The organism is Escherichia sp. MOD1-EC6300 (assembly GCF_002965045.1).
GTDB classification, from domain to species: Bacteria; Pseudomonadota; Gammaproteobacteria; order Enterobacterales; family Enterobacteriaceae; genus Escherichia; species Escherichia coli_F.
In genome coordinates this window covers 1-13,455 of the sequence record NZ_PTRH01000004.1, presented here as the reverse complement: position 1 = coordinate 13,455, position 13,455 = coordinate 1, and the positions used below count along the sequence as shown (strand labels likewise).

15 protein-coding genes and 1 pseudogene are annotated in these 13,455 nt (G+C 46.6%); 8 read left to right on the top strand and 8 right to left on the bottom strand.

All coding sequences use genetic code 11. The features are described 5' to 3' along the window. Positions 1-4: 4 nt before the first annotated feature. Positions 5-187 (bottom strand): YodC family protein, encoded by a 183-nt coding sequence (locus tag BGE37_RS07240; protein ID WP_000009306.1) that lies wholly within the window; start codon positions 185-187, stop codon positions 5-7. A 78-nt stretch (positions 188-265) separates the two neighbouring features. After that, positions 266-1,183, bottom strand: a complete 918-nt coding sequence (locus tag BGE37_RS07235; RefSeq protein WP_000922682.1) for a DUF808 domain-containing protein — start codon at positions 1,181-1,183, stop codon at positions 266-268. Between the two features lie 172 nt (positions 1,184-1,355). On the opposite strand from BGE37_RS07235, the gene yedA reads away from it, so the two are divergent. Then, the gene (gene yedA, locus BGE37_RS07230; RefSeq protein ID WP_001212228.1) at positions 1,356-2,276 is read left to right on the top strand and encodes a drug/metabolite exporter YedA; all 921 of its coding nucleotides are present in this window, start codon (positions 1,356-1,358) and stop codon (positions 2,274-2,276) included. Here the strand turns inward: yedA and vsr are convergent. The 4 genes from vsr to drpB form a co-directional block, all read right to left on the bottom strand. Further along, a complete protein-coding gene (gene vsr / locus BGE37_RS07225; RefSeq protein WP_097758128.1) occupies positions 2,265-2,735 on the bottom strand; it encodes a VSPR family DNA mismatch endonuclease in 471 nt (156 codons plus the stop codon). The genes yedA and vsr overlap by 12 nt on opposite strands. Next, positions 2,716-4,134, bottom strand: coding sequence for a DNA-cytosine methyltransferase (dcm, locus tag BGE37_RS07220; protein WP_050867735.1), 1,419 nt, complete (start codon positions 4,132-4,134; stop codon positions 2,716-2,718). Before dcm ends, vsr begins: the two co-directional genes overlap by 20 nt. A 66-nt stretch (positions 4,135-4,200) precedes the next feature. Further along, the gene (locus BGE37_RS07215) at positions 4,201-4,896 is read right to left on the bottom strand and encodes a phosphohydrolase (protein ID WP_000365561.1); all 696 of its coding nucleotides are present in this window, start codon (positions 4,894-4,896) and stop codon (positions 4,201-4,203) included. A 39-nt stretch (positions 4,897-4,935) separates the two neighbouring features. Beyond that, positions 4,936-5,217 (bottom strand): cell division protein DrpB, encoded by a 282-nt coding sequence (gene drpB / locus BGE37_RS07210; protein WP_001297704.1) that lies wholly within the window; start codon positions 5,215-5,217, stop codon positions 4,936-4,938. A 650-nt stretch (positions 5,218-5,867) separates the two neighbouring features. Here drpB and BGE37_RS07205 point away from each other — a divergent pair. After that, positions 5,868-6,596: pseudogene (locus BGE37_RS07205) on the top strand (porin); the annotation flags it as partial. 132 nt (positions 6,597-6,728) lie between these two features. On the opposite strand, the gene hprS reads toward BGE37_RS07205, so the two are convergent. Beyond that, entirely contained in the window at positions 6,729-8,087 is a 1,359-nt protein-coding gene (hprS, locus tag BGE37_RS07200; RefSeq protein ID WP_000826792.1) for a two-component system sensor histidine kinase HprS, read from the bottom strand. Beyond that, complete coding sequence (gene hprR / locus BGE37_RS07195; protein WP_001395354.1) at positions 8,087-8,758, bottom strand: response regulator transcription factor HprR; 672 nt, start codon at positions 8,756-8,758, stop codon at positions 8,087-8,089. Before hprR ends, hprS begins: the two co-directional genes overlap by 1 nt. Positions 8,759-8,890: 132 nt before the next feature. Here hprR and hiuH point away from each other — a divergent pair, with 132 nt between their 5' ends. The 6 genes from hiuH to BGE37_RS07160 form a co-directional block, all read left to right on the top strand. Further along, the gene (hiuH, locus tag BGE37_RS07190; RefSeq protein ID WP_097432645.1) at positions 8,891-9,304 is read left to right on the top strand and encodes a hydroxyisourate hydrolase; all 414 of its coding nucleotides are present in this window, start codon (positions 8,891-8,893) and stop codon (positions 9,302-9,304) included. A gap of 108 nt (positions 9,305-9,412) precedes the next feature. Next, complete coding sequence (msrP, locus tag BGE37_RS07185; protein ID WP_000740094.1) at positions 9,413-10,417, top strand: protein-methionine-sulfoxide reductase catalytic subunit MsrP; 1,005 nt, start codon at positions 9,413-9,415, stop codon at positions 10,415-10,417. Continuing rightward, positions 10,418-11,053, top strand: coding sequence for a protein-methionine-sulfoxide reductase heme-binding subunit MsrQ (msrQ, locus tag BGE37_RS07180; protein WP_001240105.1), 636 nt, complete (start codon positions 10,418-10,420; stop codon positions 11,051-11,053). Positions 11,054-11,309: 256 nt separating this feature from the next. After that, positions 11,310-11,960, top strand: coding sequence for a metal-binding protein ZinT (zinT, locus tag BGE37_RS07175; protein ID WP_001007759.1), 651 nt, complete (start codon positions 11,310-11,312; stop codon positions 11,958-11,960). Positions 11,961-12,302: 342 nt separating this feature from the next. Continuing rightward, positions 12,303-12,833: a cytochrome b gene (locus BGE37_RS07170; RefSeq protein WP_023140060.1), complete on the top strand. Its 531-nt coding sequence runs from the start codon at positions 12,303-12,305 to the stop codon at positions 12,831-12,833. A 404-nt stretch (positions 12,834-13,237) separates the two neighbouring features. Beyond that, on the top strand, positions 13,238-13,455 hold a 218-nt coding region (locus BGE37_RS07160), incomplete at its 3' end, for a transposase (RefSeq protein ID WP_157905982.1).

The window sequence follows — 13,455 nt, the reverse complement described above, 5'->3', positions numbered from 1 at the left end:
CCTTTCAAACTTCTTCCGCAGGACGACTTCCCTCCCCCGGAACAAGCTCGGTTTCATGAAAAGCTTCCCGCTTGACCCCGTAACCGTCATACCAACGACACTCAACCATACCGCTGGAGTATCCGGTGACAATCATCCGCGGGCCGCCCTCTTTAACCGTAACTTCCTCACTAACCATAAAGCTCATACTCGCCTCCTTTTTTCGAGTGAAACTTGTTCACCTTAGTTGAAGATGGCGAATTTTGCATAATAGCCTGTGCGAGTATTAATGTGCCTGACCGCGTATTTTCGCTACGGCTTTCACTCCCAGCACCACGATGCCGCCGATGATAAATCCAAGAATCAGATTTAAAACAGTCGGTAATATCATCGCCACCACTGCACTTTGCTGCCCGGCGAAATGTTCAATGGCGTGATGCAGCGGCGCAATACCATGTACCACAATCCCGCCGCCGACGAGGAACATCGCCAGCGTGCCGACAATCGATAACGCTTTCATCAGCCAGGGCGCGATAATCAATAATCCTTTACCTAATGCCTGCATCAGCGCGCTGGATTTTTCCGCCAGCCAATACCCCAGGTCATCAATCTTAACGATAACCCCTACCAGACCGTAGACGCCCACGGTCACTACCAGCGCGATGCCTGAAAGCACCAGCACCTGATTAAGCAACGGCGCTTCGGCCACAATCCCCAGCGTGATGGCGACGATTTCGGCAGACAATATAAAATCGGTACGAATCGCCCCTTTTATTTTGTCCTTTTCAAACTTCAGCGGATCCTGCGCCGCCAGCTTCTCCAGACGCTGCTGGCTCTGCGCCGGATCTTCTTTATGTTTACGCGCCTCCAGCATATGCAGCACTTTCTCTACTCCTTCAAAGCAGAGAAACGCGCCACCAATCATCAACAGAGGCGTAATCGCCCACGGGATAAACGCACTGATGATCAGCGCCAGCGGCACCAGAATCACTTTATTAATCAGCGATCCTTTCGCCACGCCCCAGACCACGGGAAGTTCCCGGTTGGCCCGCACGCCTGAAACTTGTTGCGCATTGAGCGATAAGTCATCCCCTAATACACCGGCGGTTTTCTTCGCCGCCAGTTTGCCCATCACGGAGATATCGTCCAGCAGTGTGGCGATATCATCGAGCAACGTCAGTAAACTACTCCCGGCCAAAAGCATTCCCTCTCATTTTTATTGTTGAAGGGTGTAAGTATGAAGCAAAAACGGCAGCTCTGATACTTGCTTCACAGGTTAACATTTTTTTAACAATCAAGTGCAATTATATCTCTCGCCAGCAGAATGATTTTCACGTTTACTATGAACCACCTTTTTATTTCCACCGTGAGGGATTATGCGTTTCCGCCAGTTATTACCGCTTTTTGGCGCGCTGTTTGCGTTGTATATCATTTGGGGCTCAACCTATTTTGTCATTCGGATTGGCGTGGAAAGCTGGCCTCCGTTAATGATGGCGGGCGTTCGATTCCTGGCAGCCGGTATTTTATTGCTGGCATTTTTACTACTGCGCGGACACAAACTCCCCCCGCTACGTCCTCTGCTCAATGCCGCGCTGATTGGCCTGTTATTGCTGGCTGTCGGTAATGGCATGGTGACGGTTGCCGAACATCAAAATGTTCCTTCCGGCATCGCCGCCGTAGTGGTTGCAACCGTGCCCCTCTTTACCCTGTGCTTCAGCCGCCTGTTTGGCATTAAAACGCGCAAACTGGAATGGGTGGGTATCGCCATTGGGCTTGCCGGAATCATCATGCTCAATAGCGGTGGAAATTTAAGCGGCAATCCGTGGGGCGCGATTCTGATTTTAATCGGCTCGATTAGCTGGGCGTTTGGCTCGGTTTATGGCTCGCGCATTACCTTACCTGTAGGGATGATGGCGGGTGCGATTGAGATGCTGGCGGCAGGCGTGGTGTTAATGATCGCGTCGATGATTGCAGGTGAAAAACTGACGGCGCTCCCTTCCCTTTCAGGCTTCCTTGCGGTCGGCTATCTGGCGCTGTTTGGTTCGATTATCGCCATTAACGCTTATATGTATTTAATCCGCAACGTCAGTCCGGCTCTCGCCACCAGTTACGCCTACGTTAACCCGGTGGTCGCGGTCTTGCTGGGTACGGGACTGGGCGGAGAAACGCTGTCGAAGATTGAATGGCTGGCGCTCGGCGTAATTGTCTTCGCGGTGGTACTGGTCACGTTGGGAAAATATCTCTTCCCGGCAAAACCCGTAGTTACGCCAGTTATTCAGGACGCATCAAGCGAGTAAATGAATCCCCTGCGTGTCGATCTGCGCGCTGGCACCTTCGCCGCAGATCCACTCTTCCAGACGCTCGCTAAGCGCTTCATCCGTCAGCTTCTCGCGCCCACGTAACGCGCACTCCCAGACAATCAATACGCGCCAGCCGAGTTCCTGCAAGCGACTGATATCGCGGCGATCGCGCTCAACATTTTTACCTATCTTCTCCAGCCAGAACTCGGTTCGAGTCGCAGGCACTTTAAACAGATAGCAGTGATGATGGTGCCAGAAGCAGCCGTGGGTAAATATCACGCAACAATATTCATCAACGACAAAATCCGGACGTCCGGGCAGACTGGCGTCCTGAACGCGAAACGCCAGGCCCTGCCCGGTTAACAGACTGGCGAGGCACTTCTCTATCGCCGTATAACGCGTGGCAATCGCGCGCATATTTTTGCTGCGAGTGGCCTTATCGTGAACGTCGGCCATGTTGTGCCTCTTGCTGACGCAACGCCACCGCCTGTTTGATTTTTGGCTCAAGCAGTTTTGCCACCGCGGCAAAGACCGGCACGACCACCGAGTTACCGAACTGGCGATAGGCCTGAGTGTCCGAAACCGGAATGCGGAATTTCGCTTCTCCCGGCGCTTCAAAACCCATTAAGCGCGCGCATTCCCGAGGCGTTAACCGACGTGGACGATGTTGCTGATTCTGCGGATCGTCAAAGTCTTTCTCACCTTTGGCCATATCCCAGCCGCGATCGATTAAAATTTCCGCGCCATCTTTGTAATAACGCGCAGACAGCGTACGCGTGACGCTTTGCGGATTGTTCGGATAAACCATTCCATAACCGAAGCCGTTACCGCGCGCCTGATGTTTTTTCGCATATCGATAGAGGTACTTCCACAGCACCGGCGTCAGGATATATTTCGCCTCGACCATCGGGTCCAACAGCTTCGCCAGCGTCACTCGCTGTGCAGGGAAACATTCGCTGATATCACGCAGGGTAAAATCGGCTTTCAGATTCAGATCGCGACGAAAACCCACCAGCACGATGCGTTCACGGTGCTGCGGCAGGAAATGTTTGCCATCGATGATTTTCGGATCGTCCGGCCCGTTATCTTCTGCATCAGCCACGTCATAGCCCAGTTCGTCCAGCGTCTGCATGATGATGCGGAACGTTTTACCCTGGTCGTGACTTTTCAGGTTTTTGACGTTTTCGAGCACAAACATCGCCGGACGACGCGCGTCGATAATGCGCACCACATCAAAGAACAACGTGCCCTGGGTATCGCAGGCAAAACCGTGCGCCCGCCCGAGCGAGTTCTTTTTCGATACGCCAGCCAGCGAAAATGGCTGACAAGGGAAACCGGCCAGTAAAACATCGTGTTCAGGAATGTGTTGACGAATATGTTCCGCCGCCGCCTCATCACTCACGCCTTCTTTATGGCTGAGGGTGATATCGCGGATATCTTCATTAAAATGATGCGTCGCCGGATCGCAATAATGGTTGGCTTTATAAGTGCGTACCGCATGTTTGTTCCATTCGCTGGTAAACACGCATTGTCCGCCAATCGATTCAAAACCGCGACGGATGCCGCCAATTCCGGCAAATAGATCGATAAAGCGAAACGCATAATGCGGATGATGTGCCGGTGGTTTGGGTAACAACGTTTGCAGATGGGCGAACTCTTTCTCACTTAAACGGTGCCATGCCGAGTCATTCGCCAGCGCACGTTTTAAAATTGCCGCGCTCCAGTGATTCTCACCCACACCATTAAGCTGCGCCACCAGCGTTTTAACATCATAAATTTGCAGCAGTTTCTCCAGCATTGCCTGTGCGGCATTCCCGGTGCTGTATGAATCGGTTACTGATATATTTTCCTGCATAGATTTAACCGGCCATCTGAGATGGCCGACAGGTTAACATAATTACAGCCATTTAGGGCCACGCGCTTATCCCGCGGGTGAAAACGCATCTATCACCTTGTGATCGACACCTTCATTCTCCCCCGCCAGTTCGGCACTGAGCTTCGCCATAAACTCGACTAAAAAATGCGCGTTGTGCTGCGCCAGCTGCTTGCCTCTTGCGGTTTGCATGGTTTGCGGTAGCTTCAGCAACTTAGTCTGGAAATGATCCAGCGCGTAGCGTTTATCATCAAGCGGGCGATGCTGTGCGAACGGATCTTCACCATCAAACAGCGCCACGCCCAATGCCCCTGAAACGGCAAACACGCGCGCCAGGCCAATCGCCCCCAGGGCTTCCAGCCGATCCGCATCCTGGACGATTTTAGCTTCCGTTGTTAAGGGGGCGATTTGCGCGCTGAAACTGTGAGCGGCAATGGCATGACAAACGGCCTCGATTTTCTCCGCCGGAAATTGCTCGAACTCTTCACGGAGCAGGCGACGCGTCTCTTCTGCCGCCAGGATTGAAGAACGCTGCCTTTGCGGATGATTTTTCGCCAGGCTCACAATATCGTGAAAATAACAGGCGGTTAAAATCACCAGCATATCGACATCGTCATCTGCCGCCAGCTTCTGTGCCGTAGCCCAGACGCGGCGAAAATGACACACGTCATGGGCCGCGTCCTGGTGCTGATGATGGTTTTTCAACCAGTTTTCGAACTGTGCCTGCCAGTGTTGTAAGTCCATACGCGCTCCGTTGCCAAAGAGTCGCCACCTTAGCAGTTTTTATTCATAGCGTCTGCTACGTGCGGGACGAGGTCGGGTGTACCAGGCAATGCTGCCTAACAATGCCCCGACCAGAGCCATAAATAAAAATCCGACCAGTGCCCCTAACCACTTTCCCGCGGTAGAGCCTAAATCGCTTTCAAATCCCGACACGGGGGCATCGGGAATCCGGCTCATCACCCAGATGTAACGCGCCATTGCCCAGACGAAATAGCCACACCATGTATAGAAAGCCCACAAAGCCAGTTTGCCGCCAGGGCTGCGAGAGAGTCTCTCTTCCATCTTTGTCGAACCGTATTCCATTTTGAGATAACCCGGAAAATTCAGACTTAGTACTATTATGTGATAAAAGTCACATTTTTCCACATTGGATGAGCCAGTCAAGACTCAATCATTTTTTGAACAAATAGATAAATTTTGCGCAACGGCAGTGAATACAGGAAAAATCGTTTTGAGCGATTTTATTTATCTTTGATATCGGCTTTATTAATTCATTTAATCAATATATTAGCACTGATTACAATTATACCTTTTTATTATTCTGTGTCATGATGCTTCCGTTATTAGCCTTTTATCGTCTTGTTTATATTTTTTGGGCCGGCATGATGCCGGCTTTTTTTTATGCCTTCATTAATGTGCGCCTGATCACACCAGCCGTTTGGCGCAACAATCATTGATACCCCCTATGTTTCCGCTCAACTCATAACATATTGATATACATTTATAATTTTCATGAATATTTATATTTAGAATTCATAATTCTGAATTATATTAAATAGATTAGAAACATTTTGATATCTTTTAAATACATTTGTTACATGTAATCCTTAAAATAAAATGAACTTCATAGAATAGTATCCAAATGTGCTTTTTTTTGGATAACGGCACTTATTGATATATTCATGAAGATTATAATCACAAGGGAATACATAATGAAAAGAAAAGTTCTGGCAATGCTGGTCCCGGCGTTATTAGTTGCTGGCGCAGCAAATGCGGCTGAAGTCTATAATAAAGATGGTAATAAACTGGATTTGTACGGAAAAGTAGTGGGTCTGCACTACTTCTCTGATGATTCTGGCAGCGATGGCGACATGTCATATGCCCGTATCGGTTTCAAAGGTGAAACTCAGATCGCTGATCAATTCACTGGTTATGGTCAGTGGGAATTTAACATTGGCGCAAACGGTCCTGAAAGCGACAAGGGTAATACCGCAACGCGTCTGGCATTTGCAGGTTTAGGCTTTGGTCAGAATGGTACTTTCGACTATGGTCGTAACTACGGTGTCGTATATGACGTAGAAGCATGGACCGATATGCTGCCAGAATTTGGTGGCGATACCTATGCTGGCGCTGACAACTTCATGAACGGTCGTGCTAATGGTGTTGCAACCTACCGTAACAATGGCTTCTTTGGTCAGGTCGATGGCTTGAACTTTGCTTTGCAATATCAGGGTAATAATGAAAGTGGTGGACCATTCGGGCAGGAAGGTTCCGGTAGTGGTGATGGCCGTAGCCTTTCCAAAGAAAATGGTGATGGTTTCGGTATGTCAACATCCTACGACTTCGACTTCGGTTTAAGTCTGGGTGCTGCATATTCAAACTCTGATCGTTCAGATCGTCAGGTTGGAGTTGGTTTAAATGATCGTAACCATAGCAACAGAAATGCTGGCAGCTTACGCGGGTTAATCCCTGTTACGTTTGAATGTAAGCGCATAATCAATCGCGGCCGCGTTAGTACTCACGACGTGGCTGCGTTTTTTCACGGTTAATTTATGGCGTACTGAAGCCCTATGTTAATTTCTTTGCGGTAACGTAATCCGGAACACATTATGCTTATTGAGATAGTGATACGTAGCACTTCCCCCATGCAATTCGGCAATCGCTTTGACTAAAGAAAGGCCTAGTCCCTGACCTACGGAATGACGCGAATTATCTCCCCGCCAAAATCTACGGAAGAGTTTTTCAGGCTCATTAATTTTCGTTCCAGGGCTGGCGATATCAATATTAAGATAGCTGTTGGTATCAAGAAAACTGGTTATATGAATACGCGATTTTTCTGGCGAATATCTAATGGCATTAACAATAAGATTCGATAACATTCGTTGTAGTAAAATTTTATCCGCAAAGATTTGCTGATTGCACTCGACCTTAAAGCAAATCTCTTTCTCGTCTGAAAGGTATTCAAGATAGTCCAACAAATTTTCGACTTCCTTATTGAGAGAAAGCGAGTCCAGTTTCACCAAAACATTGTTTTTATCTGCCCTGGCAAGAAACAGTATGTTCTCTGTTAACCGCGAAATATTTTCCAGCTCTTCAATGTTTCCGGCAATTGTTTTTTGATATTCAGCGATACTTCTGGTTTGACTGAGCGTAACCTGATTCTGACCCAGTAATGCATTAATTGGCGTTCTAAGTTCATGAGCGAGATCGTCAGCAAACTGACTTAGACGCTCAAAATCTTTGACTAAAGCATGATGCATTTTATTCAACGCCTGCCCAAGAGGTTTTAGTTCTCTCGGTAATGCGCTAACCTCAACAGGCTCTCGGCTATCGTTATAATTCAGCGCTTCCGTTACACCACTCAACTTTTTGATCTCTCGTAATCCCGTTCTGATTAACAGCGGACTTAATACTGAGCAAAGTACAATGGCGACAATGCAAATTATAATGCTATTAATTTTATACTGTTCAAGCATGTTATGTCTGGCTGAAGCCAATTTAGCCACAGTAACCGTTAATGATGGCGAAACTTCATCAATATTAATTCGTAAAGCATCTATCTCTGTATCATTAATAATGCTTCTGTAAATGCCAGCTGCGCTGATTGTCTCACTAGCAGGTATGTTATTTAACATGCCATCACTGACATTTGTCCGGTTAACAATTTTATTGATGCTATCACCATGAATAATCAAGATATCCTGACTAACATCCATCATCCGGTTAAAGTACACAGGTAACGTATCTGGATTTACCCCATCAATTAACAACTGCTTGATCTGCGCTGTCCGGTTAATGAGTGTTGTATCATCGCGCCATTTCAACTCACTTGCCAGGCCATTATAGAGAGTCCAGACAATTCCGGCGCCAGCAACAGACAGTAGCAATATAAAAAGCAAGGTTAAACGGACGGTTATAGATAGTCTTTTCATTATTTTTTTACCGCTACGAATGAATAGCCCATCCCCCGGATTGTGGCAATTAGCTTTTCAGGAAAAGGATCATCAACTTTTGCGCGGAGCCTGCGAATGGCGACGTCCACCGTATTGGTATCACTATCAAAGTTGATTCCCCAAATTTCACTCGCAATAACCGTTCTGGGTATAATTTCGCCAGCTCTGGAGGCCAGTAGCCAAAGTAACTGAAACTCCTTGCGCGTCAGTGTAATACTGATATTGTCCCTGCTCACACTATGACTAACAGAGTCCATTCTTAAGCCACTGATTTCTAATGTTGAATTCAAAGCGTGATGTTGCCTTAATTGTGCCCGAACCCTTGCCAGCAACTCAGAAAATGAAAAAGGTTTTACCAGATAATCATTTGCCCCACTGTCCAGCCCTCTGACTCTGTCATCGACAGAATCCCTTGCAGTAAGGCAAATAACAGGGGTTTGCTTTGCTGTTCTTAACGTTTGTAAGATCTGCCAGCCATCCATACCCGGAAGCATAATATCCAGAATGATCAATGCATAATCATCCTTCAGCGCAAGATAAAGCCCATCTCTGCCATCAGAAACGGCATCGATGACATAACCCGCTTCGGAAAGCCCCTGCGTTACCCACTCCTGGGTCCTTTGATTATCTTCAATAAGTAAAATCTTCATGAAAATAATATGCCATAAATCATATGTTATAGAAACAGCCTGGTTCATTACAAAATTGTAATGCTGCTGTAAGGTTACCCTGGCCGCTTTTTCGCTATCCTCAAAACTCATTCACATGACAAGGATATAAACATGTTAAAGCGTTATTTAGTACTCTCCGTAGTAACGGCAGCATTTTCATTACCTTCTTTGGTTTATGCCGCACAACAAAACATTCTTAGCGTGCACATTTTGAACCAGCAAACCGGAAAACCCGCTGCCGACGTGACAGTCACTCTTGAAAAGAAAGCGGACAACGGCTGGTTACAACTTAATACCGCCAAAACAGATAAGGATGGACGAATTAAGGCACTGTGGCCCGAGCAAACTACAACTACGGGCGATTACCGTGTCGTATTTAAAACCGGGGACTATTTCAAGAAACAAAATCTTGAAAGTTTCTTCCCTGAGATCCCCGTTGAATTTCATATTAATAAAGTGAACGAGCATTATCATGTGCCTTTATTACTTAGCCAATATGGGTATTCAACCTATCGTGGCAGTTAATGCATAAATATGTAAAAGCAGATCTCTGCTACTGTTAGGGAGGACACTCCCTGACAGATTAACAGTAAACGGCTCTTGCTGGCTAACGACAAAAAAGTGTGATGGCTTATGAAAAAGAATCAATTTTTAAAAGAATCAGATGTTACGGCCGAGTCGGTATTCTTTATGAAGCGTCGACAGGTGTTAAAAGCACTGGGCATCAGCGCAGCTGCACTTTCTTTGCCTCACGCTGCGCATGCCGATCTGCTTAGCTGGTTTAAAGGGAACGATCGCCCGCCCGCCCCCGCCGGAAAACCGCTGGAGTTCAGCAAGCCTGCCGCCTGGCAAAATAACCTGCCACTGACGCCAGCAGATAAAGTTTCCGGTTATAACAACTTCTATGAATTCGGGCTGGATAAAGCCGATCCCGCCGCTAATGCTGGTAGCCTGAAAACCGATCCATGGACACTGAAAATCAGCGGCGAAGTGGCAAAACCATTGACCCTCGATCATGATGACTTAACCCGTCGCTTCCCGCTGGAAGAGCGTATTTATCGTATGCGCTGCGTGGAAGCGTGGTCGATGGTGGTGCCGTGGATTGGTTTTCCGCTGCACAAATTGCTGGCGCTTGCCGAACCCACCAGCAATGCGAAGTATGTCGCTTTCGAAACAATTTATGCACCGGAACAGATGCCAGGCCAGCAGGACCGCTTTATCGGCGGTGGGCTGAAATATCCTTATGTCGAAGGATTGCGTCTCGACGAAGCAATGCATCCGCTCACACTGATGACCGTGGGTGTTTATGGCAAGGCGTTACCGCCACAAAATGGCGCGCCGGTACGACTGATTGTGCCGTGGAAATATGGCTTTAAAGGGATTAAATCGATAGTCAGTATTAAGCTGACCCGCGAGCGTCCGCCAACCACCTGGAATCTGGCAGCGCCTGACGAATACGGTTTTTACGCCAACGTTAATCCGCATGTTGATCACCCGCGCTGGTCACAGGCTACCGAACGATTTATTGGTTCAGGCGGCATCCTCGATGTTCAGCGCCAGCCAACGCTACTGTTTAATGGTTACGCCGACCAGGTGGCATCGCTGTATCGTGGCCTGGATTTGCGGGAGAATTTCTGAATGCGTCTGACAGCAAAACAGGTGACATGGCTGAAAGTTAGCCTGCATCTTGCCGGATTGTTGCCGTTTCTCTGGCTGGTCTGGGCGATCAATCACGGTGGACTGGGTGCCGATCCGGTGAAAGATATTCAGCATTTTACCGGTCGCACTGCACTGAAATTTTTGCTGGCGACCTTGTTAATCACACCTCTGGCACGCTACGCAAAACAGCCGTTATTGATACGCACTCGCCGCCTGTTAGGCTTATGGTGCTTTGCCTGGGCGACACTGCATTTAACCAGTTACGCATTGCTGGAGCTGGGCGTGAATAATCTGGCGTTATTAGGTAAGGAGTTAATTACCCGGCCTTATTTAACGTTAGGTATTATCAGCTGGGTAATTTTGCTTGCTTTAGCGTTCACTTCAACCCAGGCGATGCAGCGAAAACTCGGCAAGCACTGGCAACAGTTGCATAATTTCGTCTATCTTGTCGCGATCCTGGCCCCAATACATTATCTGTGGTCAGTGAAGATTATTTCACCGCAGCCGCTCATCTACGCTGGGCTGGCTGTACTGCTTTTAGCCTTACGGTATAAGAAGTTGCGTTCCCTTTTTAACCGGTTACGCAAGCAGGTTCACAACAAATTATCTGTATAACTTCATATTGCCGACAAAGTACGCGTTATCCCTGCCGGATGCGGCGCGAGCGCCCTATCCGGCCTACGCAGATCACATCAGATTATGTTTCGTTTGTCATCAACCTCAAATTATCAATATAATTCATTTTATTTCAATAAGATAGATAAGTACACCTGAGAAAACTATGCTCTCATCTCCTAAGAGTTGTTGCATTTTGCCATACGTTACAATATAACATTACACATCATATACAATGACTCTGGAGGAAACTGTTTTGGCGATTCGTCTTCACAAACTGGCTGTTGCTTTAGGTGTCTTTATTGTTAGCGCTCCTGCCTTTTCGCATGGTCATCACTCACACGGCAAACCCTTAACAGAGGTCGAACAAAAAGCTGCTAATGGTGTTTTTGATGATGCCAATGTACAAAACCGAACGCTCAGTGACTGGGATGGAGTCTGGCAATCCGTTTATCCTTTACTGCAAAGTGGCAAACTTGACCCCGTCTTTCAGAAGAAAGCGGATGCAGATAAAACTAAAACATTTGCTGAAATTAAAGATTATTATCACAAAGGTTATGCAACAGATATCGAGATGATTGGCATTGAGGACGGCATTGTTGAATTCCATAGAAATAATGAAACAACATCCTGTAAATATGATTACGATGGATACAAAATACTCACCTATAAATCAGGCAAGAAAGGCGTTCGTTACTTATTCGAATGTAAAGATCCTGAAAGCAAAGCCCCTAAATATATACAATTTAGCGATCATATAATTGCACCACGAAAATCATCTCATTTTCATATTTTTATGGGTAATGATTCACAGCAATCTTTATTAAATGAAATGGAAAACTGGCCAACGTATTATCCATATCAGTTGAGTAGCGAAGAAGTGGTCGAGGAAATGATGTCTCATTGAGTATTCTCATGATAACGCCTCGATGCCGCTTTAGTAAGTCATCATAACTGCCACTGGTCCATCCACAAGCGCCACTGAACGCAAGCTAGCTACAGACACGCTCATCACTATGACGTGTCTGTATATTAATAAGCTAACCCGCATTGAGTTAACCAATAACGGATTCCATACACAATACGGCCAACAGAGAAAGATACCTGTGCTCACGCCATTGCTTATATTGGCTGGTTACAATGTGCACTATCAATTTTTTAAATAACAAATTCTTAAAACCACATCTGTATAAGGAATTTTTAAGGTTCGTGGGATAGCTTGACTGTAAAAATTACAGGAGCTACAAAAATGAACCGATTCTCAAAAACTCAAATTTATTTACATTGGATAACGCTGCTTTTCGTTGCAATAACCTATGCCGCGATGGAACTCCGTGGCTGGTTTCCTAAAGGTAGTAGTACTTATCTGCTGATGCGAGAAACACATTACAATGCGGGTATATTCGTTTGGGTGTTAATGTTTTCACGCCTGATTATAAAACACCGTTATAGTGATCCTTCTATTGTGCCACCGCCACCTGCCTGGCAAATGAAAGCGGCTTCGCTAATGCACATCATGCTTTATATAACCTTCCTTGCACTTCCTCTGCTGGGGATTGCTTTGATGGCTTACAGTGGAAAATCGTGGAGTTTCCTTGCTTTCAATGTGTCTCCCTTTGTTACCCCAAACAGCGAAATTAAAGCACTGATAAAAAATATTCACGAAACCTGGGCAAATATAGGTTACTTTTTAATCGCAGCTCACGCTGGCGCAGCACTCTTTCATCACTACATTCAGAAAGATAATACTCTGTTACGAATGATGCCTCGCCGCAAATAAGTCGATCCCCTGACAAGGAAATGTGAACCATGGACATCAACGCGTCATAAATGTTTACGCAAGTGCACAATGCACCCTTTCCACTATCAACAAGGAGGAGCAGAAACTGTGTAAATCGTACAATGGTAAGACTTATAAAAAATACAGGTTAATTTTGGTATTTAAACCTTTTTTACTTGTTAGTATGATACAAAGGCTTTCAAAAAAGCTGGGAAATTCAACAACTCTTGGAAATTATGGACTTTGTCCCGCGGCTTTAATCTGACGGCCGCGTTCCTTTTTTGACTCAATTATTGACCCCTTCTCTACGCAACTTCGTAAGCGTAAACCGACTGCCGTATGTAGCCATTAAGCCAGTATTGGTAACGTAGGTGCCCACCTTTTCAAACTAGTGGATGCCTGTTATGGAGCAAAAAACATTATCCGCAGAACCCCGCAGATCATTTTCAAATAATTTTAAACTTCAAATGGTTAAACTGGCTTTGCAACCAGGAGCCTCTGTTGCCCGTATCGCCCGGGAACACGATATCAATGATAACCTCCTGTTCAAATGGCTCAGGCTCTGGCAGAACGAAGGGCGTGTTTCGCGGCGTCTTCCGGTAACGACCTCTTCTGACACTGG

Excerpts from the sequence above, each read along its gene's own strand:
- hprR (WP_001395354.1), bottom strand. The coding sequence starts at position 8,758 with ATGAAGATTTTACTTATTGAAGATAATCAAAGGACCCAGGAGTGGGTA.
- BGE37_RS07170 (WP_023140060.1), top strand. The coding sequence starts at position 12,303 with ATGAACCGATTCTCAAAAACTCAAATTTATTTACATTGGATAACGCTG.
- dcm (WP_050867735.1), bottom strand. The coding sequence starts at position 4,134 with ATGCAGGAAAATATATCAGTAACCGATTCATACAGCACCGGGAATGCC.
- BGE37_RS07240 (WP_000009306.1), bottom strand. The coding sequence starts at position 187 with ATGAGCTTTATGGTTAGTGAGGAAGTTACGGTTAAAGAGGGCGGCCCG.
- vsr (WP_097758128.1), bottom strand. The coding sequence starts at position 2,735 with ATGGCCGACGTTCACGATAAGGCCACTCGCAGCAAAAATATGCGCGCG.
- msrQ (WP_001240105.1), top strand. The coding sequence starts at position 10,418 with ATGCGTCTGACAGCAAAACAGGTGACATGGCTGAAAGTTAGCCTGCAT.
- BGE37_RS07235 (WP_000922682.1), bottom strand. The coding sequence starts at position 1,183 with ATGCTTTTGGCCGGGAGTAGTTTACTGACGTTGCTCGATGATATCGCC.
- msrP (WP_000740094.1), top strand. The coding sequence starts at position 9,413 with ATGAAAAAGAATCAATTTTTAAAAGAATCAGATGTTACGGCCGAGTCG.
- yedA (WP_001212228.1), top strand. The coding sequence starts at position 1,356 with ATGCGTTTCCGCCAGTTATTACCGCTTTTTGGCGCGCTGTTTGCGTTG.
- drpB (WP_001297704.1), bottom strand. The coding sequence starts at position 5,217 with ATGGAAGAGAGACTCTCTCGCAGCCCTGGCGGCAAACTGGCTTTGTGG.
- BGE37_RS07215 (WP_000365561.1), bottom strand. The coding sequence starts at position 4,896 with ATGGACTTACAACACTGGCAGGCACAGTTCGAAAACTGGTTGAAAAAC.
- hiuH (WP_097432645.1), top strand. The coding sequence starts at position 8,891 with ATGTTAAAGCGTTATTTAGTACTCTCCGTAGTAACGGCAGCATTTTCA.
- hprS (WP_000826792.1), bottom strand. The coding sequence starts at position 8,087 with ATGAAAAGACTATCTATAACCGTCCGTTTAACCTTGCTTTTTATATTG.